This window comes from Aestuariibaculum sp. YM273 (genome assembly GCF_030908365.1).
GTDB lineage: Bacteria > Bacteroidota > Bacteroidia > Flavobacteriales > Flavobacteriaceae > Aestuariibaculum > Aestuariibaculum marinum.
Genome location: NZ_CP133090.1, coordinates 984321 through 1009788 on the forward strand (window position 1 = coordinate 984321; position 25468 = coordinate 1009788).

27 protein-coding genes are annotated in these 25468 nt (G+C 35.3%); 12 read left to right on the forward strand and 15 right to left on the reverse strand.

What is annotated here, in order from left to right:
- The first annotated feature begins 117 nt into the window (after positions 1–117).
- Positions 118–621 (forward strand): 30S ribosomal protein S16, encoded by a 504-nt coding sequence (locus RBH94_RS04085; protein WP_307882498.1) that lies wholly within the window; start codon positions 118–120, stop codon positions 619–621.
- A gap of 94 nt (positions 622–715) precedes the next feature.
- Entirely contained in the window at positions 716–1240 is a 525-nt protein-coding gene (gene rimM / locus RBH94_RS04090; protein WP_307882499.1) for a ribosome maturation factor RimM, read from the forward strand.
- 86 nt (positions 1241–1326) lie between these two features.
- On the opposite strand, the gene RBH94_RS04095 is transcribed toward rimM, so the two are convergent.
- Positions 1327–1773, reverse strand: coding sequence for a DUF2383 domain-containing protein (locus RBH94_RS04095; RefSeq protein ID WP_307882500.1), 447 nt, complete (start codon positions 1771–1773; stop codon positions 1327–1329).
- A gap of 183 nt (positions 1774–1956) precedes the next feature.
- On the opposite strand from RBH94_RS04095, the gene RBH94_RS04100 reads away from it, so the two are divergent.
- From RBH94_RS04100 to RBH94_RS04120, 5 genes are all read left to right on the forward strand, one after another.
- Positions 1957–2682, forward strand: a complete 726-nt coding sequence (locus RBH94_RS04100; protein WP_307882501.1) for a tRNA1(Val) (adenine(37)-N6)-methyltransferase — start codon at positions 1957–1959, stop codon at positions 2680–2682.
- A gap of 111 nt (positions 2683–2793) precedes the next feature.
- Positions 2794–3972, forward strand: a complete 1179-nt coding sequence (locus RBH94_RS04105; RefSeq protein ID WP_307882502.1) for an acyl-CoA dehydrogenase family protein — start codon at positions 2794–2796, stop codon at positions 3970–3972.
- Between the two features lie 124 nt (positions 3973–4096).
- Positions 4097–7573: a hypothetical protein gene (locus RBH94_RS04110; protein ID WP_307882503.1), complete on the forward strand. Its 3477-nt coding sequence runs from the start codon at positions 4097–4099 to the stop codon at positions 7571–7573.
- 73 nt (positions 7574–7646) lie between these two features.
- A complete protein-coding gene (locus tag RBH94_RS04115; RefSeq protein ID WP_307882504.1) occupies positions 7647–8546 on the forward strand; it encodes a metallophosphoesterase family protein in 900 nt (299 codons plus the stop codon).
- A 101-nt stretch (positions 8547–8647) separates the two neighbouring features.
- Positions 8648–9229, forward strand: coding sequence for a c-type cytochrome (locus tag RBH94_RS04120; RefSeq protein WP_307882505.1), 582 nt, complete (start codon positions 8648–8650; stop codon positions 9227–9229).
- 71 nt (positions 9230–9300) lie between these two features.
- Here RBH94_RS04120 and RBH94_RS04125 read toward each other — a convergent pair whose 3' ends face one another.
- The 8 genes from RBH94_RS04125 to trmB form a co-directional block, all read right to left on the reverse strand.
- Positions 9301–9807, reverse strand: a complete 507-nt coding sequence (locus RBH94_RS04125; protein ID WP_188222947.1) for a ferritin — start codon at positions 9805–9807, stop codon at positions 9301–9303.
- Positions 9808–9896: 89 nt separating this feature from the next.
- Positions 9897–10199, reverse strand: coding sequence for a hypothetical protein (locus RBH94_RS04130; protein ID WP_307882506.1), 303 nt, complete (start codon positions 10197–10199; stop codon positions 9897–9899).
- Between the two features lie 37 nt (positions 10200–10236).
- Positions 10237–10566, reverse strand: a complete 330-nt coding sequence (locus tag RBH94_RS04135) for a 2Fe-2S iron-sulfur cluster-binding protein (RefSeq protein WP_188222946.1) — start codon at positions 10564–10566, stop codon at positions 10237–10239.
- 190 nt (positions 10567–10756) lie between these two features.
- Positions 10757–11002 (reverse strand): NifU family protein, encoded by a 246-nt coding sequence (locus RBH94_RS04140; RefSeq protein WP_307882507.1) that lies wholly within the window; start codon positions 11000–11002, stop codon positions 10757–10759.
- Positions 11003–12142, reverse strand: coding sequence for an Mrp/NBP35 family ATP-binding protein (locus tag RBH94_RS04145; RefSeq protein WP_307882508.1), 1140 nt, complete (start codon positions 12140–12142; stop codon positions 11003–11005). It lies immediately after the preceding gene.
- A gap of 165 nt (positions 12143–12307) precedes the next feature.
- Entirely contained in the window at positions 12308–12637 is a 330-nt protein-coding gene (locus RBH94_RS04150) for an MGMT family protein (protein WP_188222943.1), read from the reverse strand.
- Position 12638: 1 nt separating this feature from the next.
- The gene (locus tag RBH94_RS04155; RefSeq protein WP_188222942.1) at positions 12639–13268 is read right to left on the reverse strand and encodes a LysE family transporter; all 630 of its coding nucleotides are present in this window, start codon (positions 13266–13268) and stop codon (positions 12639–12641) included.
- Positions 13269–13270: 2 nt separating this feature from the next.
- On the reverse strand, positions 13271–13945 hold the full coding sequence (trmB, locus tag RBH94_RS04160; RefSeq protein ID WP_307882509.1) for a tRNA (guanosine(46)-N7)-methyltransferase TrmB: 675 nt from the start codon (positions 13943–13945) through the stop codon (positions 13271–13273).
- Between the two features lie 111 nt (positions 13946–14056).
- On the opposite strand from trmB, the gene RBH94_RS04165 reads away from it, so the two are divergent.
- Positions 14057–15103 carry a glycosyltransferase gene (locus tag RBH94_RS04165; protein ID WP_307882510.1) on the forward strand — a complete coding sequence of 349 codons (1047 nt, stop codon included), beginning with the start codon at positions 14057–14059 and terminating at the stop codon, positions 15101–15103.
- Here RBH94_RS04165 and RBH94_RS04170 read toward each other — a convergent pair.
- A complete protein-coding gene (locus RBH94_RS04170) occupies positions 15086–16129 on the reverse strand; it encodes a cell wall metabolism sensor histidine kinase WalK (protein ID WP_307882511.1) in 1044 nt (347 codons plus the stop codon). The two genes, RBH94_RS04165 and RBH94_RS04170, sit on opposite strands and share 18 nt — an antisense overlap.
- A complete protein-coding gene (locus tag RBH94_RS04175) occupies positions 16129–16809 on the reverse strand; it encodes a response regulator transcription factor (RefSeq protein ID WP_188222938.1) in 681 nt (226 codons plus the stop codon). The genes RBH94_RS04170 and RBH94_RS04175 overlap by 1 nt, the downstream gene beginning before the upstream one ends.
- Before the next feature lie 209 nt (positions 16810–17018).
- On the opposite strand from RBH94_RS04175, the gene RBH94_RS04180 reads away from it, so the two are divergent.
- The 3 genes from RBH94_RS04180 (at position 17019) to RBH94_RS04190 (ending at position 20334) form a co-directional block, all read left to right on the forward strand.
- Positions 17019–17360, forward strand: coding sequence for a T9SS type A sorting domain-containing protein (locus RBH94_RS04180; RefSeq protein WP_307882512.1), 342 nt, complete (start codon positions 17019–17021; stop codon positions 17358–17360).
- 112 nt (positions 17361–17472) lie between these two features.
- Positions 17473–19272, forward strand: a complete 1800-nt coding sequence (locus RBH94_RS04185; RefSeq protein ID WP_307882513.1) for a lamin tail domain-containing protein — start codon at positions 17473–17475, stop codon at positions 19270–19272.
- An 81-nt stretch (positions 19273–19353) separates the two neighbouring features.
- The gene (locus RBH94_RS04190) at positions 19354–20334 is read left to right on the forward strand and encodes an acyl transferase (RefSeq protein ID WP_307882514.1); all 981 of its coding nucleotides are present in this window, start codon (positions 19354–19356) and stop codon (positions 20332–20334) included.
- A gap of 122 nt (positions 20335–20456) precedes the next feature.
- On the opposite strand, the gene tyrS is transcribed toward RBH94_RS04190, so the two are convergent.
- On the reverse strand, positions 20457–21752 hold the full coding sequence (gene tyrS, locus RBH94_RS04195) for a tyrosine--tRNA ligase (RefSeq protein ID WP_307882515.1): 1296 nt from the start codon (positions 21750–21752) through the stop codon (positions 20457–20459).
- 89 nt (positions 21753–21841) lie between these two features.
- Between tyrS and RBH94_RS04200 the strand changes: the two genes are divergently transcribed.
- Positions 21842–22849: an NAD-dependent epimerase/dehydratase family protein gene (locus tag RBH94_RS04200; RefSeq protein WP_307882516.1), complete on the forward strand. Its 1008-nt coding sequence runs from the start codon at positions 21842–21844 to the stop codon at positions 22847–22849.
- Here RBH94_RS04200 and RBH94_RS04205 read toward each other — a convergent pair.
- From RBH94_RS04205 to RBH94_RS04215, 3 genes are read right to left on the reverse strand one after another with little or no spacing between them, the layout of a single operon-like run.
- On the reverse strand, positions 22812–23330 hold the full coding sequence (locus tag RBH94_RS04205) for a DUF4296 domain-containing protein (RefSeq protein WP_307882517.1): 519 nt from the start codon (positions 23328–23330) through the stop codon (positions 22812–22814). The two genes, RBH94_RS04200 and RBH94_RS04205, sit on opposite strands and share 38 nt — an antisense overlap.
- Positions 23330–24676 (reverse strand): dihydroorotase, encoded by a 1347-nt coding sequence (locus tag RBH94_RS04210; protein WP_188222931.1) that lies wholly within the window; start codon positions 24674–24676, stop codon positions 23330–23332. The genes RBH94_RS04205 and RBH94_RS04210 overlap by 1 nt, the downstream gene beginning before the upstream one ends.
- A gap of 7 nt (positions 24677–24683) precedes the next feature.
- Positions 24684–25406: a polyprenol monophosphomannose synthase gene (locus RBH94_RS04215; RefSeq protein WP_307882518.1), complete on the reverse strand. Its 723-nt coding sequence runs from the start codon at positions 25404–25406 to the stop codon at positions 24684–24686.
- Between the last annotated feature and the right edge of the window lie 62 nt (positions 25407–25468).

The following is a 25468-nucleotide window of genomic DNA, read 5'->3' on the forward strand; positions in this document are numbered from 1 at the left end:
AACCCACTGAAAAACAACTATTTAAAAAACAAAATAAAGTGTTGCTTATTCAAAAAATGTAGTATCTTTGCACCCTTATTAATAACCGAGGTCGAGAACCTCAAATAATTAATTATTATGCCAGTAAAAATTAGATTACAAAGACACGGTAAAAAAGGAAAACCTTTTTATTGGATCGTAGCCGCTGATTCGCGTGCAAAAAGAGATGGTAGATACTTAGAAAAATTAGGTACTTACAATCCAAACACTAACCCTGCAACTATCGATTTAAATGTTGACGGTGCTGTAACTTGGTTACAAAATGGTGCTCAACCAACCGATACTGCTAAAGCTATCTTATCTTACAAAGGAGCTTTATTAAAAAATCACTTAGCTGGTGGTGTTAGAAAAGGTGCTTTAACTGAAGAGCAAGCTGAAGCTAAATTCCAAGAGTGGGTTGACGCTAAGTCTGCTAAAGTTGGTGCTAAAACTGAAGATTTAGCTAAAGCACAAGCAGAAGCTAAAGCTAAAGCATTAGAAGCTGAAAAAGCTGTAAATGAAGCTAGAATTGCTGCTGCAACTCCTGTAGTTGAAGAAGAAGCTCCAGCTGAAGAAGCAGAAGCTTCAAACGAAGAAGAATAAAAAACTTTTTTTTTATACTTTTAAACTCCGATAGTCTCTATCGGAGTTTTTTATGCAAAAAAGTGTTCACTCTAACACTTAACACCTTAAAAAAATGAAAAAAGAAGATTGCTTTTATTTAGGTAAAATTGTAAAAAAATACAGTTTTAAAGGCGAATTATTAATAAAACTAGATACCGACCAACCAGATTTATACGAGAATTTAGACGCCATGTTTTTAGATGTAAACCATACGCTAATTCCGTTTTTTATTGAGCACTCACAGCTTCATAAGTCAGATTTACTACGCGTTCAGTTTGAAGATGTCGATACCGAAGCTGATGCCGAGGCTTTAATTAAAACAGAGGTTTATTTACCTCTTGATTTACTTCCTAAATTAGACGGCAATAAATTTTATTTTCATGAAGTTATTGGCTTTACTATGGAAGATAAAAACTATGGTACCGTTGGTAAAATTGTCGCCGTAAATGACTCTACAGCACAAGCTTTATTTGAAGTAGAAAACAACGGAAAAGAAATCTTAATCCCGATGAACGACGAATTTATTGTAAAAGTAGATCGAAATAAAAAAACCATTATTGTTAACACCCCTGAAGGTTTAATCGATTTATACCTTTAGTCTACATATAAGTAAGAAATCAAAAAAAGCGCGACCAAATTTAAATTTGGTCGCGCTTTTTTTGATTTAAAACTCCTTAACTACAATTAGTAAACTAAAGTAAGTTCACGTTTCATAGTGTTCATTGAGGCTTGAATGCTATCGCGTTGTTTTCCTAAAAGCTTACAAACCGATAATGGTAAATTAGGCTCCATAAGTAATTGGTTGTACATCTCAACACTTACTTCTTTTAAACGGTACACTTCATTTAGTAAACCATTCTCATTATCCATTAAAATTAAATTTCTAAAATTTCTCCAAATCTCATAGAAATTTGTACTTAAACCAGCGGGCTGTGACGATTTATCTTCGATGTTTTCCATCTCTGTTTTTAAATCTTTTGAAAACTGATTTCTTTCAAAAGCGCGTTCGTTAAAAAACGCTTTTAACTCTTCATTTTCAACAGAATCGTAAGCTTCTAAATACACTTTTTCAACGCCACTATTAAATACCAACAGCTCATTAACTTTATAAAAAACTCTTCCTGAATTCATAACAATCTTTTTTCTTTTCCATAATAGACACCCAAAGAAATTAGGAGTGTCTAATCTACACTTAACAAGCAAAATTACTACTTAAATAAAAATTAACTTATTATTTTAACACAGTTTAGTATTTTTGGCTGCATTTTATCCGATTTCAATCACTTACTTCTTAATTTTTTTAACATTTACAGCATGTCCAGTAAGCCTTTCAAATTCAAAAAGTTCACAATAAACCAAGATCAATGCGCTATGAAAGTAGGAACCGATGGTGTCCTTCTAGGTGCCTGGGCATCAGTTGAAAGCAACCCATTTTCGATTTTAGATATCGGTGCGGGTACGGGTATAATCTCACTTATGTTAGCGCAGCGCAGTCATGCTGAGCTTATCGATGCTTTAGAGATTGACGATGCCGCTTACGAACAATGTGTTGATAATTTTGAACAATCGCCATGGGGCGACCGACTGTTTTGTTATCACGCATCTCTGGAAGAATTTGCAGATGAAATTGAAGACAAATACGATTTGATTCTATCGAACCCCCCATTTTATTCTGAGGATTATAAATCTGAAAATCAACAACGCGATTTAGCCCGTTTTAGCGATGCTATGCCTTTCAACCATTTAATTGAAAGCGCTTCTAAATTACTTTCTGAACACGGAGAGTTTTGTGTTATTATTCCGTTTAAAGAAGAAGAACAATTTGTTGAATTAGCTTCAAATTACAATTTGTTTCCCAAGAAAATACTTCACGTTAAGGGCAACCCAAACTCAGATTTCAAACGTAGTCTATTAAACTTCTCGTTTGTCAATGACACTTCAAAAGCTTTAGAAAAATCCGTTTTAACTATTGAAACGCAACGTCATCAATACACCGAAGATTATATTAATCTTACTAAAGATTTCTACATAAAAATGTAGCACACCAAATAAGATTTATTTAAATTTGAGACTATAAAATGATAAATTCTCAAAAAAAGAACCGTATCATTAAAAATTTTCTTTTGAAAATCTTTTAAAAACTCAAATTCAATGAAGCCAGATGTATTTGAAGCTCCAGATTATTACAACCTAGATGAGCTACTATCCGACGAACATAAATTAGTGCGCGATGCTGCCAGAGCATGGGTTAAACGCGAAGTTTCTCCTATTATAGAAGACTATGCTCAAAACGCTGAATTCCCAAAGCAAATTATAAATGGTCTTGCAGAAATAGGCGCTTTCGGACCTTACATCCCTGTAGAGTACGGTGGTGCTGGTTTAGATCAGATTTCTTATGGCCTTATTATGCAGGAAATAGAACGTGGTGATTCTGGTGTTCGCAGCACGGCTTCTGTACAGTCTAGCTTAGTTATGTATCCTATTTGGAAATATGGTAATGAAGCCCAACGTGAAAAGTACCTGCCTAAATTAGCAAGTGGCGAATGGATAGGTTGTTTTGGTCTAACTGAACCTGATCATGGAAGTAACCCCGGCGGTATGGTTACCAATTTTAAAGATATGGGTGATCACTTCCTTTTAAACGGAGCCAAAATGTGGATAAGCAATGCACCTTTTGCTCAAGTAGCTATTGTATGGGCTAAAGATGAAAACGACCGCATTCACGGATTAATTGTAGAACGTGGTATGGAAGGGTTTTCTACACCAGAAACTCATAACAAATGGTCTTTGAGAGCAAGTGCTACCGGTGAGCTCATTTTTGATAATGTAAAAGTACCCAAAGAAAATTTATTACCTAACAAATCTGGTTTAGGAGCTCCGCTTGGTTGTTTAGATTCTGCTCGTTATGGCATCGCCTGGGGCGCAATCGGTGCTGCTATGGATTGTTATGATACGGCATTACGTTACAGCAAAGAACGCACACAATTTGGCAAACCTATTGGTCAGTTTCAATTACAACAAAAGAAATTAGCCGAAATGATTACAGAAATTACCAAAGCCCAATTATTAACCTGGCGTCTGGGAGTGTTACGGAACGAAAACAAAGCTACCTCTGCACAAATATCTATGGCCAAGAGAAATAATGTAGAAATGGCTATTAACATTGCTCGCGAAGCACGTCAAATATTAGGTGGTATGGGTATTACAGGTGAATATTCCATCATGAGACATTCCATGAACCTAGAAAGTGTAATTACCTATGAAGGCACTCATGATATACACCTGCTTATTACCGGCTTAGACATTACCGGACTCAATGCATTTAAGTAGTATTTCAACACTAAACCATCAATATACTTAAAGCATGACAAATATCATATAAACCTCGAATAGAACTTAGTAAGTTTGATTGATTTTCTAGTACACTATTTTACAATCGATTACTTAAGTTTAAATGAAAACGAATAAAACCAACGCTTCAGAGCAATTACAAAGCAGAAAGGATATAGTTCAATATGTTAACTTACAGCTTGCTGCTTTAGGTCAACCTTTATTTAAGGATAAAGAAGGAGCTTCTCAAAAATTTTGCAATCCTAAATTACAAATGCTTACTAAAGCATTTACTCAAGGCTTTAAAGAAAAATCCCGACTATTATCAGGGAACCTTGCTCCTGCCGATCAAAGAATACAAGATTTTATAAACGATTATTTAAAAGAAATCCCCTTTATAAAATCAATAAGGATTCCCAACAACACTTTAATCCTAAATCAGAAAGGCCATGCCAGAGAAATTAGCTTACCACCAGACGAAAACACGTTTTCAAGCGAGAATGTTAAATCATACAGAATTAAACAAGGAATTCTTAACAATCCTTTGCATGATAAACGTACAACTAAAGGCACCTTTCATATTGTAGAAAGTAATTTGCCTGTTCCGTTAGACAAAAAAGAAGTTTCTAAACTTACATTTGCCCATTTTTTAAAAGCAGCCTTTTCACCTTCTGATGATTTAAACACTTTACCGCTAACCGCTAGTCAAGAAGACAAAGCTAAAGTTATGGTTTCATTAATGTTGCGACCTACCGTTTGTCCTGAGGTTAAAGGTGTGATTGCTAAAAAAAGTATGGAAGTCCGCTTTTTCGCTCCAGGAAGTCTGGTTAGTAATCTCGACTTTGTTGAATCTATTTTTGGCAATGCCGGCGATCCTAATTTAGCACATAACGATGCTGCCTTAGATATCGATCATTGGACTGGACATACAGGCTGTATTATTCTGGCTCCCCAACTAAAAACCCTGAAGAAAAAAGATGTTGGTTTACCACATTGGGACAACGCTACCGAACGTCAAAAAAGAGAGGGAATGTGTTGGAAAAACGAAAACGAAATCTACAATGACGGCAGTGCTTTTAAAGTTACCTGTAGAGACGACAAAGGCGTTGTTGTTACAATTATTGCAGATAACTATTATGGGTATTCTAAAAAAGAAATCAAAACACAAATTAGTTATTCTGCCAATTTATATGGTTTAGTTGAAGAAGAACACTCAGGTGGAGCTATTGCTTACCCTAGAGGCGTTATGGGAGATATTGTAGACGGTTTGGCGTTTTCTAAAAAAGAAGATAACAAATTTAACTTTCAAGACACCAAAAAGCTTTTAGGAGACCGCATTGATGTTAAACCAGAAAACTATGCCATCGATAAAACGTATCCTAACCTGGTGTATATCCCTGAGGATGCTTATATAAATACAAACACCAACAGCATCACTTGGAATTTCAAAGGCAAAGAGCAAAAGTTGGTTTTATCGCCTTATAAAACATACATACACCCTACGGGAAATAAATTCAAATTAGAAAAACATAAAGCTGTTTCGCTATGGCGTATAGTTAACACAGCCCCTGAAGGCATTTTTTGCCATAAACCTTGCACTGTTTCAGGTGGAGGAAAATCGGAAATCTCAAAATCGATGCTAAACGCTATTACCTATAGCACGTTTAATATTGTAGATATTGATGAAGATTTTAAAAAAGCTGATGAAATTATTGAATACGATTATTCTAAACGCTGGAAAGAGTACGACCCTACCTTACCGCCTTCCGAGCCCTTTTTAAGTGCAAAACGCACATTAGGTTCAGCTGTAAGGTTGCTTACTCCCCTGCCTGTTTATAAGGATGAGTACAACGAATTCGTTTCTAACATACCACCACATATCAGATCTTTAGTTTTATTTGTAAAAAGATTATACCGTCAGGATCATGGTGATTTAAACTGGAAAGACTGCATATCTGTAGATATTATAAATGGAAAAAAAGGAACCGGATTAAAACACAACAACACTCCTGTTATTGGTAGCTACGTGAGAATCGGGTTTAATCAAAACGGACAATGGTTATTAAACAAATTGCGATCTGATTTTTCAGCATCCCATAAAATTCAGTTGGAAGACGATATTTCAGCTTCTATAACTTTACCTAAAGAAGAGTTTAAAAACCTTAATCCTGAATTCACAAATAAAAGTTTAAAAGTAGTTACCAACTGTGAAAGTTATTTGTTTCAACGACCAGATGAAGCGATCGTACGAGGGTATGATGAAGGTGCCGAACGCGACATTGTTTCAGATAATACCTTCTTAACGAATTATGAGCTACTAACTAAAAAAGATGCCGTTGAAATTTATGAAGACACCATTAATTTTGACAAGTACACGCAACCTGTAAAGGACCTTATTCTTAATATTGTTAATAGTGATAACGATGAAGAATACTTTGTTTTACCTTCGCATACCCGAATTGTGGATGGTGAACCAACAAAAAACCCGCGTTATTTAGAATACAACAGGTTTTATAACGAAACCGAAGACAGTTATTTAGGAGAAATTGGTGTGCGTTTATTCAGAAAAATAAAATCGGAAGACCCGGTAATTAATGTGGTTAATGCGGTACTTCCCGGAAGAAGAAACAACCCGGTAGACAAAAAAGCCGGCATACGCCCATTAGCCGTCTACAATCCTATTCACTATCAGGAAACTCCGGAATTGTTTATGGATTTTATTTGCAGCCTTACAGGGAAATCGCCATCTACAACTGGGGCTGGCTCAGAAGGAGCTTTAACCAAAGGCCCTTTCAACATGCTCACTCCAACAACCGATCTAAACAACGCTCTGCTTTCTCACATTTTAACCGAGTCTAATGCCTTTAGCACAGCGGCTGGTTATGTGGGTGCTGAAAATAAAGTAGACCACGATATTAGTTTATTAATCCCTGAAATCTGGGCAAGATTAGAACCACAGGACCGTGATCCTAATTTCCTGATTAATGATGGTGCACTCGAAAAAATAGATGATTTTGAATACAAAGGACAAAAAGTTTTAGCGAGTCGTTTAGGTTACCGAATTACCCAACAATTTTCTCTAAGATGTTTAAACCGATTATTTGACGAGCCTAATATTGTATTTGATGAAAAAATGTTGAAACCTGAACTGCAAGGCATGGATGATTATGTAGACGGTATTAACAATATTGTTGAAGCTCAGAAAAAAGTCGCTCTTCGCTATTTTGAAGATGGCAGTATTGAAGCTGCTATACCGCCTCTAAAAATATTATTACATATTATGGCATACGGTACTTATGAAGGCAAAGAAATTAGCCATCCTGAACTTAGAAAGTATTTCAAGAGAGATTATGTTATAAATAGCGATTGGTATTTGGAACGCTTGAAGTTAAAACAACAAAAGGATATAGCTTTTTACAAAAAGCAACAAGATTATCTTACAAACTTTGCTTCAACAGACCATAACGTTGCTTTAGTTAAAGAACTACATATCTTAGAAAAACTACAGCAGGTAAAAACTAAACTTTACCAGGCGAGTAATGATTCTTATTTAAATAGTTTAATGGGAACTATAGGAGCTGATCCGCTTTACAGAAGCTAATATATTTAGTAATTGATTGATTTTTAAAAAAGTGTTTCAAAAATGAAACACTTTTTTATTTACATTTACTATCATGTTTTCAAGCAAAAAAAGATTAAACAAAGCCTACAACACTGCTAAAATCATCCCGTTCGATGACCAAAGCAAGTTTATTCTTTTTAGTGACTGCCACCGAGGTGACAATAGTTTTGCAGACGATTTTGCCAATAACCGTAATATATATTTTCATGCTTTAAAACATTATTTTGCCGAAGGTTTCCAATACTGTGAACTTGGTGACGGTGATGAACTTTGGGAAAACTTATCTTTCGATCCTATTTTCGAAGCCCACAAAAATGTATATATGCTCATGAAAAAATTTCATCAGCAAAACCGCTTGCATATGGTGTGGGGCAATCACGATATGGTATACCGAAATCCCAATTTTGTTAAAAAACATTTAGAAACCTATTTTGATGCCGAAGAGGAAAAAGACAAAACCTTACTAAATGATTTAAAATATCATGAAGGCCTTGTATTAAAACATGAACAAACGGGACAAGAACTGTTTTTAACCCATGGCCATCAAGCCGACACATGGAACTACACCTTCTGGAAGTGGAGTCGGTTTTTGGTTCGTATTCTATGGAAACCATTAAATGTAATCGGGATTTCAGATCCTACACGCCCCGCCAAAAACCATAAAGAGCTTATTAAAGTAGAGCGACGCACCAAAAAATGGATTACCGAAAACAACAATCGTATTACCATTGCAGGCCACACACACAGACCTCGTTTTCCCGAGCCAGGTGATATTCCTTTTTTTAATGATGGGAGTTGTGTTCATCCAAGATGTATTACCGGTATTGAAATTGAAAACGGTAAAATTACCTTAATAAAATGGCTTATAGATACGAATGACGATGGTATTCTTCAAATTGTTCGTGTTGTTCTTGAGGGACCCAGAAAACTAACAGACTACTCAATCAATTAACTCACTATCAATACGAAACATCTTATCCGATTGAATTTATTTTAATTATTGTATTGTGAAATTCACTAACTTTACTTTAATCACCAACCAACTATTACTTTATGAAATCTAAAATTTTACTACTAGCCGTAGTGAGCTTAATTGCTTACTCCTGTAATTCTCGTACTGAGAAAAAGACAACCGAAATGAAATTAGAAACCGTAGAACAAGAGCCTATCAATCTTGTTGAACGTGGAGAATATCTGGTCGATCTAGGCGGATGCCACCATTGTCATTCTCCAAAAGTTATGACAGACCAAGGTCCTATGCCTGACCCAAAACGTTTATTGTCTGGTCATCCAGCCGATGAAGTCTTACCGCCTTACGATAAAGAAACAGCTAAAGGTTACGCCCTCTTCTCTATGGGATTAACATCTACAACCGGTCCTTGGGGAACCTCTTTTGCAGCTAATTTAACTCCAGATGCAAGTGGCATTGGTACGTGGAGTGAAGCTCAATTTTTCAAAGCAATACGTGAAGGCAAATCAAAAGGTCAGGATGGAGGCAGAATGCTATTACCACCAATGCCTTGGCAGGATTTTGCTAAACTTACCGATGAAGACATCAGAGCTATTTTCACATATTTAAAAAGTCTACCAGCAGTTGAGAATGTAGTTCCGGCACCCATTCCACCCGCTATGTAAGTATTTACCAAACAAAAAAAACGCTGCTGGTCTCTCAGTAGCGTTTTTTATTTTGTACAAAATTATGTATTCTATTCCGTTGGAATTCTTTCGTCTATCATTTTTAACGGCATACCTTCCATTAAACCAAAAATATCTAAAATACTTCTAAAAGTATCTTCCTCTTCAGCTTGTTCTGTTATAAACCATTGTAAAAATACTTCGGTTATATAATCGTCTGCTTTTCTTGCTGCTTTAAAGATTTTAAATATAGACTGGGTAACACTTATCTCTTGCTCAAGAGCCGTTTCGTAAATAGAGATTAAACTTTCAAAATCATTATTAACATTGGTAACGTTTGGTGAAATAGCAGCTCCGCCGTTATCATTAATAAATTCAAAAATCTTCATGGCATGCTCTCTTTCTTCTTCTGCTTGCTTATAAAAAAGAGCTTTACTATTTAACAATTCGCGTTGGTCGCACCAAGATGCCATAGCAAGGTATGAAGCTGAAGCTTTCATTTCCATCGCTATTTGATTATTTAATAAGTCCATCACGTCCGGGTGAATAGACATTTGTTTTCTAACTATTGTGTTCATAAAATGGGCTTTTACACAAAGTTACAATAAAATAAAACTGTTAAAGCGAATGATTAGAATTTAAAAAAATTCTAAATAAGCCCAGAATACTATACTAAAACCGAAGCCGGAGTGTGAAAAACTAAAGCTATTTCCTCTTTTAATTGTAATAATTGAGGAATCTCTAAGAAGATTAAATGTTGCTTGTCTGCTACAAAAAGTAATACAAAATTCTCATTATCAATAATTCTGTTAAGTGAACTATAACTTGTTAATTCGTTGATTTTACGCCTTAACTCAAGCATTTGCGGAAAGCTTAAGCTAATAGTCTTATTAGGCGTTCTTAAAACATACTTACAAAATGTAAGATGTTCGATTTGATAACTTGTATTTGTATGTATTTCTGTATTCACGAGGGCAAATATAGCTTTTATTTAGAATAAATAAAAATTAACTTTCCGGAGCTAGTTCAACTTCAAGACCGTCCATTTCAGGTGTCATTTGAATCTGACATCCTAAACGGCTATTATCTTTTACGTCGAAAGCTTCAGATAGCATAGCTTCTTCGTCATCGCTCATTTCCGGTAATTCTGTTTCACTAATCACATAACACTGGCAAGATGCACACATAGCCATACCTCCACAAACACCAATAGTTCCCTCTGGAGCCAATTCGTAACTACGTACAACCTCCATTAAATTCATAGCCATATCTGTTGGAGCCACTACATCGTGTGTTACACCGTCTCTGTCTGTTATTTTGATATTAATATCACTCATCTTATCTCTCTATATAAAAACCGAAAAAATATTTGTGCAAATTTAAAGCTTAAAATGAATTTACAAATCTTTTTCCTATCAAATTACTAGGAAAAACAAAAAAAATAAAGAATTACTAAAATTCTTTATTTTTTCTATTCCTTTTTTATGAAAACGGGGTTTAAATTGAACGTTTTACAGAAACGCACTCTTAAACCGCAATATTTACAACCTTTTCAATCTGTGGAACGTGCTTTTTAATAGTCATTTCCACACCAGACTTTAAAGTCATTTGGTTTACGCTACAACCCACACAAGCCCCTTCTAACTGAACTTTTACTAATGTATCGTTATCTTCAATAGACAACAATGAAATATCTCCACCATCACTTTGTAAAAATGGGCGAATTTCTTCTAACGCTTTCTCGACATTAAGTCTAACTTCTTCTGATGTCATTTACTTAGTTTTAACTGCTGAACATCCAGCCATCGTTGTTATTTTAATTGCTTCAGTAGGTGGTAAATCTTCATTACGTCTTACCACTTCCTGAACCACGTTTTGAGTTATCTTTTCAAAAGCTTTCTCTAAAGGCGTTGCTGTTTGTAGAGCTGCCGGACGACCAACATCTCCCGCTTCTCGAATACTTTGCACCAAAGGTAATTCTCCTAAAAACGGTACATTTAAGTCTTCAGCTAAATTTTTAGCACCCTCCTGACCAAAGATATAATATTTATTGTTTGGTAATTCTTCAGGTGTAAAATAAGCCATATTCTCAATAATTCCTAGCACTGGAACGCTTATACTATCCTGCTGAAACATGGCCACACCCTTTTTTGCATCTGCTAAAGCAACATTTTGAGGTGTACTTACCACCACCGATCCTGTAATTGGAAGGGATTGCATAATACTTAAGTGTATATCGCCAGTTCCCGGGGGTAAATCTATTAGTAAGAAGTCTAATTCGCCCCAATGCGCATCAAAAATCATCTGATTCAAGGCTTTCGCTGCCATTGGTCCACGCCAAACTACTGCTTGGTTAGGTTGCGTAAAAAACCCTATAGATAATACTTTAACCCCGTAGTTTTCGATAGGTTTCATTTTCGATTTTCCATCTACATTAACGGCTAAAGGTCTTCCTGCTTCAACATCGAACATGATTGGAATCGATGGTCCGTAAATATCGGCATCTAAAATCCCGACTTTAAAGCCCATTTTAGCAAGTGTTACTGCTAAATTGGCTGTTACAGTAGATTTACCAACACCACCTTTACCTGAAGCTACAGCTACAATGTTTTGAATACCCGGAATCGGGTTTCCTTTAATAACATTCGCTTTAGGCTTTTCAGGTGCATCTACCTTTACATTTACCTTAATTTTGGCCTTTTCGTAAACCTGATCGTGAATAGTTTTTAAAATATCTACCTCGGTCCGTTTTTTGGCTTGTAAACTCGGATTTTTTATTGTGATATCTACAACAACCTCATCACCAAAAACAACAACATTGGTTACAGCTCCGCTTTCAACCATGTTTTGTCCTTCGCCAGGTACTGTTATAGATTCTAATGCTTTAAGTATGTCTTTTTTATTAAGCTTCATGCTCTATTTAGATTTATTCTAAGGCTACAAATATACTGTGAATTGTTCAGAATATAAAGTCCTAGCTATTGAAATGATTTATGGATGAATTTTATTTAATGATAATACGATGAATTCTAAAAAAACCTTCATTTTATCTGCTAAACAAGAGGTTATATTGAAGAATTATAACTCTTCAGTAGGATTCCAAAACACCTCTTCAAAATCCTGAATTTGATTATCGATTACTTTTATGCCTTCACTTTCTAAAAGCTGTTGCATTAAATTAGTACCATCGAAATGTTGTTTCCCGGTGAGCAATCCTTTTCTATTTACCACCCGATGGGCAGGCACATCCTTTCCTGAAGACCCATTCATGGCATAACCAACCATTCGTGCACTTCTGGCAGCACCAAGATAAGTTGCAATAGCACCATAACTTGTAACTCTTCCAAAAGGAATCTGTTTGGCAACCTCGTAAACTTTATCGAAAAAATTTAGGGTTTCCGGTTTCATCTTAAAGCTCTTTTAAAATATTGATTAAGGTCACTACAGAAATAATTCCGGTGATACCACCTATCAAGTAATTCATACTTTTTTGTGAGGTAATAGGCTTATCTTTTATTTTATCGAAGAAAAACATGTAAATATACAGCATGACGAAAGTCCCCATAGCGGTTCCAATCACATAAGTTAAAATATCAATCTGATTGAAAGTTAACCAACCGATTGAAGCCAAAGTAATCGTCATATATGCCTGATATGGAATAGGAAACACATTGATGACCGACATAAACATACCTTGAAAAAAGCGACTACGCTTACTTCGCATTTCAATCTCTGCGACTTCTTTAGGCTCTTTTTTAGCTACAAATAAAAAGTATATGGTAATCAGTACAAATATTACAAAAGCCACACGCTGAAGGATATCAACCACTTCGGTGTTTTTACTTAAATACCTTGCAAAAACCGAAGCAATATAAGTTTGCACCAATACAATAACGCAAACCCCAACCGAAAACATAATACCTCTTGTATGCCCTTCTTTTAGGCTAATTTTGGCAGCTGTCATATTCAACAAGCCCGGTGGAATCACCCCCACTAACGATATAATTAAGCCTAAAAAAAAGATGACTGTAATATTCACAACTACTTAATTTTAAATCGAATATACGTAATTGCTTTGTTTTGTTCTAAATATTGCGATTCGTAAAAGGTTTGAATACTGGTTACTTCTTCCGGACTTCCTTCCTGCTTATAAACATTATGGTTGGCGTATAATACCTCATGACCGGCACCGTGTAACAAACCAAGGGTATAACCGTGCATAAATTCGCTATCTGTTTTTAAATTCACGACACCATCGGCTTTTAATATTTTCTTATAGCGTGCTAAAAACTCAGCATTAGTCATACGGTGTTTGGTTCGCTTGTATTTTATTTGTGGGTCAGGAAAGGTAATCCAGATTTCATCCACTTCATTTTCACCAAAAGCATGATCGATAAGTTCTATTTGCGTACGTAAAAAAGCAACATTAGGAATATTTTCTTCCACAGCAGTTTTAGCTCCACGCCAAAAACGTGCGCCTTTGATGTCTATTCCAATAAAGTTTTTATCGGGATAACGTTGTGCCAATGCTACAGAATATTCTCCTTTTCCGCAGCCTAATTCCAATACTAGTGGGTTATCATTTTTAAAAACATTTTTATTCCAGTTGCCCTTAAACTCATACTCCTCATTCACCAATTCGTCACGTGTTGGTTGATACACATTTGAAAACGTTTCGTTCTCTCTAAAACGTCTTAGTTTGTTCTTGCTTCCCACAGATAATTACTATTTTTAGTGTTGTTAATATCCTTCAGTTAAGAAGGAAATAAATATTTGGTAAAATTAAGGAAATATACGAGAGCGTTTATATACATACCTTTGATTTTAATGAAAAAACGAATTTTAGTCGCTCCCTTAAATTGGGGTCTAGGTCATGCCACCAGGTGCATTCCTATCATAAAGACTTTATCAGCTAACGGTTTCGACCCTATTATTGCTAGTGATGGTGTGGCACTTTCACTTTTAAAGAAAGAGTTTCCGGAGCTTACGCATATTGAATTACCTTCATATAACGTAACCTATGCTAAAAATGGCAAGTTCTTTAAATTAAAACTTCTGAAAGACTCTCCGCGGTTACTACAAGCTATTTACAACGAAAAAAAGGCGATTGAATCCATTGTGAAAACCTATAACATTTCGGGAATTATTTCAGATAACCGTTTAGGTGTTTATAATAAGGCTGTGCCTTCGGTTTTCATTACACATCAATTAAAAGTATTAAGCGGTTCTACAACATGGCTTAGCACAAAAATGCATGAAAAATTCATTAAAAAGTTCAATGTATGCTGGGTACCAGACACAAGTGACAACCTTAATTTAAGTGGAAAGCTAGGCCACGTAGACGCTTTTGAAATACCAACCGAGTATATTGGTCCGTTAAGCCGATTTGAGAAAAAAGAAGTCCCTTTTAAAAACGATTTAATGGTTTTGCTTTCGGGACCAGAACCACAACGCACCTTACTTGAAGACAAATTACTTTATGAGCTGAAAAGCTATAAAGGCAAGGTGGTTTTTGTTAAAGGACTAATGCAACCCAAACAAACTAAGAAGCAATTTGGGAATATTACCGTGTATAATTTTATGACATCGGAATTGTTAGAACAAACCATTAACGAAAGTGCTTTAGTTATATCACGCTCGGGTTACACAACAGTTATGGATTTAGCCAAACTGAGTAAAAAAGCTTTTTTTATACCAACCCCTGGGCAATTTGAACAGGAATATTTAGCCAATCGGTTAACCGAAGAAGGTTTAGTACCGAGTTGCAAACAGGAAAAATTCACTTTAGATAAATTAGAAACCATAGCCAACTTCAAAGGCTTAACTGCTTTTGACTTTGAAGCTGACTTTAAAAGTTTATTTAACCTTTTCTAAAGTGAATGAAAACTCACTTCCTACGCCAAATTCACTTTCCACATAGATTTTTTCGTCGTGTGCTTCAATAATGTGCTTTACAATTGAAAGTCCCAATCCTGAACCGCCTTCTTTACGCGAGCCACTTTTATCAACACGATAGAAACGCTCAAACAGTCGTGGTAAATGCATTTTGGCAATCCCTTCTCCATTATCTGTAACGCGAACAATAACCTTATTTTTTATCAGGTTTTCAATACTTATTTCGGTTGTTCCTTTTTCGTTTCCGTATTTAATAGAATTAACAACCAAGTTAGCGACTACCTGTTGAATACGTTCCTTATCGGCTCTAACATAAATAGGATCCGGATATACTCTATCAAAGGTTAATGTAATTTTCTTTTTGGACGCTTTCATCTCCAGCATATCGAAAACACTTTTTACCAACTCCACAATATCGAACACCTCAACATTTAAACTTAAATCACCAACTTCCAACTTGGTAATCATATCTAAATCCTTAATGATATAGCCCAGACGTTCAATTCCTTTACTGGCACGCTCCAGATATTTCCGACGTATATTTTTATCATCCATCGCTCCATCCAAGAGCGTTAGTATATATCCTTGAACCGTAAATAATGGTGTTTTTAATTCGTGAGATACATTACCTAAAAACTCTTTTCGGTAATTCTCTCGTACTTTAAGCGATTCAATTTCTATTTTCTTATCACGAGCAAACTTATCAATCTCTTCAGTTAAAGTTTGCATATCGGTAGTAATGGTACGCTTTGTTAAACTCGTCGATTCTAAAAGCGTCAAATCATCATATATTTTCTTTACCCGCTTGTAGATTAAGCGCTCGATACGGGATTGAATCATTAGGAACGAAAACGCATAAGTTCCTATTGCTAAAATGAAAATATACCAGAAATTAATGGTATAAAATGAATATAAAAAAACACTCGTTAAGAGCGTTATAAAACCGGTTATATATAGCGATGTAATTACCGCAAATCTATATGATTTTTTAAATTTTGGTTGCATTAATCTACAAACTTATAGCCTACTCCTTTAATGGTTTTAAAACTATCGTCTCCAATTTTCTCACGAAGTTTACGAATATGAACATCAATAGTTCTACCTCCAACTACCACTTCGTTACCCCAAACGGTATCTAAAATTTCATCGCGTTTAAAAACCTTACCTGGCTTTGATGCTAATAAAGATAGTAATTCAAATTCTTTTCTTGGTAAAACAATCTCTTTTCCTTTAGACGTAATCTTGTACTCGTCTCTATTAATTACCAAACTACCTAATTTGACCATATCGGCAGCCTCTTCATCTTTAAATCGACGTAAAAGTGCTTTAACCTTACTTACTAACACCTTTGGCTTGATAGGTTTCGTAATATAATCATCGGCACCAGCATCAAACCCAGCTACCTGAGAATAATCTTCTCCTCTAGCTGTTAAAAACACTACTAATGTATTTTGCAAATCCGGATGTTTTCTAATAAGCTCGCAGGCTTCAATACCATCCATTTCAGGCATCATCACGTCTAAAATAATTAAGTGAGGTAATTCTTTTTTGGCTTTCTTTACCCCTTCCTGACCATTTTCAGCAGTAATTACTTGATATCCTTCACTTGACAGGTTATAACCAACAATTTCTAAAATATCCGGCTCATCGTCGACAAGCAGTATTTTGATATCTTTTTTATTCATATTTATTAGTATGTAGAATACTTTTTTTGATTTCTGAGTCAAAGATATAACTTAAACCAAAACTGTTAACTCTACGTATATTTAATAACACTAAGATAACAAATAGATTACATAATCTTAAAATTTTCGACCAAATACGAGTTTCTTTAACTCTTTTTTGGCACCACTTTTGCAATAATTTCTTAAATTTACAACGTTGAATAGTACCTATGAAAAAAAACTACGTTTTAATCTTACTTCTCTCTTTAGCATTGTCTACCAGCCAATTAAACTGGGGGCAAAATAGCGCTAACAGAAATCCTATTCAACAAACTATCGAAAATCTTTCCATTTATCCTAACCCTGTTAATAGCGGTAGAACTTATATTTACATTACCACAAAACAAAACTTATCAAAGAAAATTGAGTTTTTTGATGTTTTAGGGAAACGCATTTATTCCACCACCCTTGTAGGTAAAGAGTTAAATATATCCAGTTTAAACAAAGGGGTTTACATCTTAAAGGTGACCGAAAACGGCATTAGTGAAACCCGTAAATTAGTTATAAGGTAAACTAATTGTTATATCACGGTTAAAACTCAACTTTAACATTCTTATTTACAGCTTTTTAAAAAAATAATACGTAATTTTAGTACATCTTATTGTATAATTAATCTTACGTAACATGAAAAAATTTTACTTTTTATTTATTACACTCTTAATTACCTCACTATCTTTTGGGCAAGGTACCGAAACTTTTGACAATTTTTCTGAAACTGGCAGTTCCTATGCTGACGGAACATTTACAGGGCAAGACGGCTCCACATGGAACTATGTTCAATCTAGAGGAGACCAAAGCATAAATGGAAAATCCTTAATGTTAGGTAGAGGCAGAACTCCTCAATCTGAGGTATACTCTGGTACAATTTCAGGCGGAATTGGAACCATAAGTTTCAGTTACCAACAAGCTTTTAGTACTCCTGTAAATCTAAATATTCTTATTAATGACATTGTATATGGGACAGTAACATCTTCAGATCAGACAGTGCAAAATTCAGGTACAATTACCGTTAATCAACCCGGAGATATAGTCATCAAACTAATAAACGTAAACAATAGTGACGGACAAGTAACTATAGACGATATTACATGGACGGGGTATACTGGCTCTGCTACTCCAACACTATCTGTAACTTCTCCAAGCGACAACAGCATTTATCCTTCCGGCACCTCTTCTGTTAATATTGAATTTTTAACAGCCAATACTAACTCTGGAGAACAAGTTAACATAACAGTTAATGGAGGTACAACCAACACGAATGTATCAAGTCCTTTTCCCGTAAACACATCAGATGGAGAATCTTATTCGGTACTTGTAGAATTAGTGGATTCTGGAGCAAATATTCTTCAATCCGAGACAATTAATTTTGATGTATTATTCCCGTGCACATTAGAAGTTGGCACAATAGAAACTATCTGTGACACCAATACATCAGGAACAGACACATACACAACAACAATAGAATTCACGGGAGGGGCTTCTTCACAATATACCATAGACACAGGCGGTGTCGGCACTGTTGAAGGTGACGACCCTACAAGTGTTACTTCTGGAACAATTACTATTACCGGAGTCAATGAAGGAACAGATTTCACAGTTACGTTTAATGGAAATCCTACTGATAGTAGTTGTGATTTTACAAGAAATATTTCATCTCCTTCATGCATTTCTAGCGTTTGTGCCAATCCAGGTGATATTATAATAACCGAAATTATGCAAAACCCTAGCATTGTTAATGATGGTGATGGTGAATATTTTGAAGTTTACAATACTACTGGCAACTCCATAAACTTAATAGGATGGACTATTTCTGATGCCGGTTTTGATTCCCACACAATAACATCTGATTTAATAGTAGCACCAATGGATTATGCTATCCTTGGAATTAACAGTAATACTGGAACAAACGGCGGTGTAACAGTAGATTATCAATATTCTGATTTTAATTTAGCAAATGGAGATGATGAAATCATTATTTCATGTACTTCAACAGTAATAGATGAGGTTGCGTACGACGGAGGACCAAATTTCCCAGACCCTAACGGAGCAAGCATGGAATTATCTACAGCAGCTTTGAACAGCACAGATAATAATAGTAGTTCAAATTGGGGTGCTGCAACTTCAACATTTGGATCCGGAGATTTAGGAACCCCTGGAGCAGTTAACGATTTCACCCTTTCAAACAAAACATTCGACATTGAAGGTTTCAATATGTACCCTAACCCAACCTCGCTAGGTTATGTAAATATTACAGCAAAAAGCACTTCCACAATGGATATAGCTGTATTCGATTTATTAGGCAAACAAGTGATTAAACAATCCATTTCAAACACGCTTGATGTTTCTGGGTTAAAAGCCGGGGTTTATATTATGAAAGTGACTCAAGATGACGCTGTATCAACACGAAAATTAGTAATTAAATAAATTTCCTTTTTATAAATTTTAGAGCGCTACCATTTGGTGGCGCTTTTTTATTTTATCTACTTTTGTTACGGTAATTTAGATATGATAGATACAACAGCCATTTTCAATATAAAAAACAACCAGGAGTTTGAGAACTTAGCTTTAGAGGTTTTCAAATTTCAGTTCAATCACAATCGAGTATACCGCTCATTTTGTGATTTGCTTTACATTCACCCAGGTGATGTAAAATCTGTAAACGATATTCCTTTTTTACCTATTCAGTTTTTTAAGTCGCATGAGATTTTAAGTTCTAAAGACGATATTAAAACCACATTTACCAGTTCGGGCACCACAGGAAATTTAACTAGTAGACATCTGGTGACCCATTTAAGCATTTATGAAAATAGCTTTTTTAAAGGTTTTGAATCGTTTTATGGTAAAGTTGAGGATTATGTAGTACTGGCGCTTTTACCGTCTTATCTGGAACGCGAAGGCTCTTCGTTAATCTATATGGTCGATGCCATGATTAAAGAATCTAAACACCCTGAAAGCGGCTTTTATTTGAATAACCTTTCAGAATTAAAAGAAACTTTAACTGAATTGGATGCTTCAGGTAAAAAAATCTTGCTTATCGGTGTTTCTTTTGCGCTTCTTGATTTAGTTGAAACGCATCAGTTTCAATTGAAAAATACGATTATCATGGAAACCGGCGGTATGAAAGGGCGCCGAAAAGAATTGATTCGTGCCGAACTTCATCATATTTTAAAGCTAGGATTTGGCGTGGATGCGATTCACAGCGAATATGGCATGACCGAATTATTAAGTCAGGCCTATTCAAAAGGTCATGGTGTTTTTAATTGTCCGAAATGGATGCGCATTTTAACCCGTGACACCGAAGATGCCCTAACCATTTTAACAAAAGGTAAAGCTGGCGGCATTAATGTAATTGATTTAGCCAACGTTAATTCCTGTTCGTTTATTGCAACTCAGGATTTAGGTAAGGTTTATGAAGATAATTCTTTTGAAGTCATCGGTCGCTTTGACAATTCTGATATACGCGGATGCAACCTTATGGTTTTATAAAAAGGCTGTAAGTTTCAATAAAAATATACGACCAACCTCTTGCTGAGAAAGCAAAACTAAAAGATTAATTATTTTTAGGTTGGTTAATTAAAAAGCCTGATGTTTACATCAGGCTTTTTTCTTTATACAATACTTAGTACAAAGTAATTCTTTTTACCACGTTGCAGTAAGACAAACTTATCGTTTATTAAGTCTTCTACAGTGATACTGTAATCTTCTTTTACTTTTTCTTTATTAACAGAAATAGAGTTTTCTTTTAAAGCACGTCTGGCTTCACTATTCGATTTTAAGAAACCGCCTCTTTCGGCTAAAGCACCAATAATATCTAATCCGTTTTCAATATCTTCTCTTGAAATTTCAGTTAGCGGCACACCTTCAAAAACTTCCAAAAAGGTTTTTGCATTCAAGCCTTTTAAATCTTCACCTGTAGATTTTCCAAATAAAATTTCACTCGCTTTAATCGCGTTATCTAATTCTTCTTTAGAATGCACCATGGTTGTGATTTCTTCCGCTAAACGTCTTTGTAACACACGTAAATGAGGCGCCTGTTTATGTTCTTCGATTAAACTTTCAATCTCTTCACGAGATAAGAACGTAAAAATCTTGATATATTTTTCAGCATCAACATCACTGGTATTTAACCAGTACTGGTAGAATTTGTAAGGCGATGTTCTTTCGGCATCTAACCAGATATTTCCACCTTCGGTTTTTCCAAACTTGGTTCCATCGGCTTTTGTAATTAATGGCCAGGTTAAAGCATATCCTTTTCCACCATCTACACGACGAATTAACTCAGTTCCTGTTGTAATATTTCCCCACTGGTCGCTTCCGCCCATTTGTAATGTACAGTTGTTTTCACGAAATAAATGTAAAAAATCGTAACCTTGAACTAACTGATATGTAAACTCAGTAAAACTCATCCCTACAGACGATTCTGAAGATAAACGTTTCTTAACCGAATCTTTAGCCATCATGTAATTCACGGTAATATGCTTACCAACATCGCGAATAAACTCTAAGAATGAAAACTCTTTCATCCAGTCGTAATTATTCACAATAACCGCTGCATTATCCGCATCACTATCAAAATCTAAAAAGCGAGATAACTGCTCTTTAATCGCATTTTGATTGTGTCTTAACGTTTCTTCGTTTAATAAATTACGCTCAGCAGACTTCCCGGACGGGTCACCAATCATACCTGTTGCACCGCCTACAAGTGCCACGGGCTTATGTCCTGATAATTGAAAATGTTTAAGCCCCATAACACCTACCAAATGCCCAATATGCAACGAATCGGCCGTTGGATCGATACCCACATAAGCCAAGCGCATAGCTTCCATTAAGTGCTCTTCGGTTCCTGGCATACTATCCTGGATCATTCCGCGCCAGGTTAATTCTTCAACAAAATTCTTTATCATTATGTGTTCGTTTATTATAAAAGTATGGCAAAGATAAAAATCAATGTAGAATTACTTTAGTATAATGAATAATTCTTTACATTAGTTGCATGATTTTAGTAACAGGAGGCACTGGTTTAGTTGGTTCACACTTACTTTATAAGCTGGTAAGTAACACCGAAAAAGTAAGAGCGATTTACAGAACTGAAGCAAAATTAACTCAGGTAAGAGATGTGTTTTCTACTTACACCGAATCTTATGAGCATCTTTTTAATGCCATTGAATGGGTTAAAGCCGACCTTTTAGACATTCCTACTTTAGAGGACGCGTTTGAAAACATTGAATACGTGTACCATTGTGCAGCCTTTGTGTCGTTCGAACCAGACAAATACCATCTGTTAAGAAAAACGAATATAGAAGGTACAGCTAACATAGTTAACATAAGCCTATCTAAAAATATAAAAAAACTGTGTTATGTAAGCTCGATTGCTACCTTAGGCAAACCAATCAATAATGCTGTAATTGACGAAGAAACCATTTGGAATCCGGAAGACGACAATAATGTTTACGCAATTACAAAATATGGTGCCGAAATGGAAGTCTGGCGCGGCACACAGGAAGGTTTAAATGCTGTTATTGTGAATCCTGGCGTTATACTAGGGGCTGGTATCTGGAAATATGGTACAGGTAGTTTATTTAAAAGAGCCCATAAAGGCATAAAATATTACAGCTCTGGTACAATTGGTTTAGTTGATGTGAAAGATGTTGTAGAGATTATGATACAACTTATAAAAAGTAACATCTCAAACGAGCGTTTTGTTCTGGTAGCGGAAACATGGAATTACAAAGCTTTTTTACAAACCTTAGCTACTTCGGTAAACGGAAAAATTCCTGAAAAATTAGCCTCTAAAAATCTATTGAGCATTGCTTGGCGATTAGACTGGTTAAAACATGTGTTAACAGGCAAGCGCAGACAGTTAACAAAGCACTTAACCACGACATTATCGTCCAACAAGGAATACAGCAGTGCTAAAATAAAAACAGCCCTAAACTACAAGTTCAAGGCTGTTAATAAAACGATTACTGAGGTAGGGTATCTTTTTCTAAAAGAGGTCTAGCTAATTTACCTTCTTCTGTTTCTTCCTCAAGAATATCTAATTTCTTTTTATCCAATTGAAGCAGAGAATCTTTTAATTTTTCTATTTTTCTAATTGAATCTAATTCTTTATGTCTCCTTTCCTTATCAAGTTTCTTTTTTTGTATTTCTAACTGATTTTTCAAATGTTCTAAACTATCAATGGCTTTATCGAAAATTTCTTGATATTGCTTAATGTGATAGGTATAATAATCGTTACTTTCTGCAAACTGTAAACTATCGATACCATGCTTTTCGAAAACATAATTTTTAAGATCGTATCCTTTATCTTCTAACAGGCGCTTATTTGTCCCGTTAACAGAGCCTACCAAACGTGCATCGATAAGCACTTCAACCATTTTGTCCTTCGGAATTAAATTCTCAGGCTTCTTTGGTCCGCTTAAATTACCACATGATGTAGCAATAAGGATAATACAAAAATATGTTATGAATTGCTTCAACATTATCTATTAAAAGTTAAACGCTTAGCCGCCTTTTCTTTACTAAATTTAGCATTTTGATAAACTAAACTTCCATTTAAAAATGTATGCGTAATTCTAGACTTAAAGGTTGTCCCTTCAAACGGAGACCAACCACATTTATATAGGATGTTATCTTTATTAACCGTCCACGGATTGTTTAAATCTACCAATACTAAATCAGCAAAATATCCTTCCTTAACGTATCCTCGCTTTTCTATTTCGAATAAAATAGATGGGTTGTGACACATTTTCTCAACTACTTTTTCAATTGAAATTTTACCACGGTGATACATTTCCAACATAGCTGGTAATGCATGCTGAACTAATGGTCCTCCTGAAGGCGCACTTGTATAAACGTTTTTCTTCTCATCGATAGTATGTGGCGCATGATCTGTAGCAATAACATCAATACGGTCATCAAGTAAAGCTTCCCATAATTGGTCACGGTCTTCCTTGGTTTTTACTGCTGGATTCCACTTAATCAAAGTTCCTTTTTTCTCATAATCTTCATCAGAGAACCATAGGTGGTGCACACAAACTTCAGCTGTAATCTTTTTATCTTTTAATGGAATTTTGTTACTGAATAATTTCGTTTCTTTTCCTGTCGATAAATGAAACACATGCAAACGTGCTCCTGTTTTCTTCGCCAGTTCAATCGCTTTTGATGAAGAAATATAGCATGCATCTTCACTTCTGATAATTGGGTGACAACTTACTGGAATATCGTCGCCGTATTTATCAAAATGCTCCTGAAAATTTTTCTTGATAGTCGCTTCATCTTCACAGTGCACAGAAATTACCATATTGGTGCTTTTAAAGATTTTCTCTAACACCTCAGGGTTATCAACCAGCATATTTCCGGTTGATGATCCTAAAAACAGCTTTAACCCTGCAACACTTTTAGGGTCTACCTTTAAAATCTCATCTAAATTATCGTTAGTTCCACCGAACATAAACGAATAATTCGCCGAAGATGTCTCGGCTGCAATCGCAAATTTCTCCTCTAACTTTTCAACGGTAGTGGTTTGCGGATTGGTGTTTGGCATTTCTACAAACGAAGTGATACCTCCGGCTATTGCTGCTTTCGATTCGGTTTCTATATTCGCTTTATGCGTTAATCCAGGCTCTCTAAAATGCACCTGATCGTCAATAGCTCCCGGCAACAAATATTTACCTTCTGCATCGATTACATGAACATCTGATGATTTTGCACTTATAGAGTCACTTATTTCCTTAATATATTCGCCTTCTATAAGTATATCGCCATTAAAAATGGTGCCTTCGTTTACTATGTGAGCGTTTTTTATTAACGTTTGTTTCTTTTTCATTATTTATCTACTTCTTAAATAAGCTTTTCAATTTCATTGAGATGACTCCAAATATAGCTTCAGAAATTATGCCAGAACTTAATTTCGATTCACCTTTCGTTCTATCGGTAAAAATGACAGGCACCTCTGCTATTTTAAAATCTTTTAAATAGGCCTTAAACTTCATTTCTATTTGAAACGCATAGCCTATAAATTTAATATTATTTAAATCTATAGCTTCTAAAACCTGCCTTTTATAACATACAAACCCTGCCGTGGTATCGTGAATTTTCATTCCCGTTATTAACCTTACATATTTAGATGCAAAATAAGACATCAAAACACGACTCATAGGCCAGTTAACAACATTCACTCCAGTAACATACCGCGAACCGATGGCCAAATCGGCCTTTGTATCATGACATGCCTCGTACAACCTCACTAAATCCTCGGGGTTATGCGAGAAATCGGCATCCATTTCAAAAATATACTCGTATGTTCTTTCTAAACACCATTTAAAACCATGAATGTAGGCCGTACCCAATCCGGATTTTTCTTTACGCTCTTCTAAGAATAAGCGATTTGAAAATTCGGTTTGGAGTTCCTTAACCTTTAAACCGGTTAAGTCTGGAGAATTATCATCAACTATAAGAACATGAACACCATCCGATTGAGAAAACACAGCTTTAATGATTGCTTCTATATTTTCAATTTCGTTATAAGTAGGAATGATTACAATCGCGTTTGTCATTCTTTGGTGTTAATGAGACTTAAAAATTAATTTCAGCAAATGTACACTATTAGTCGTTTATT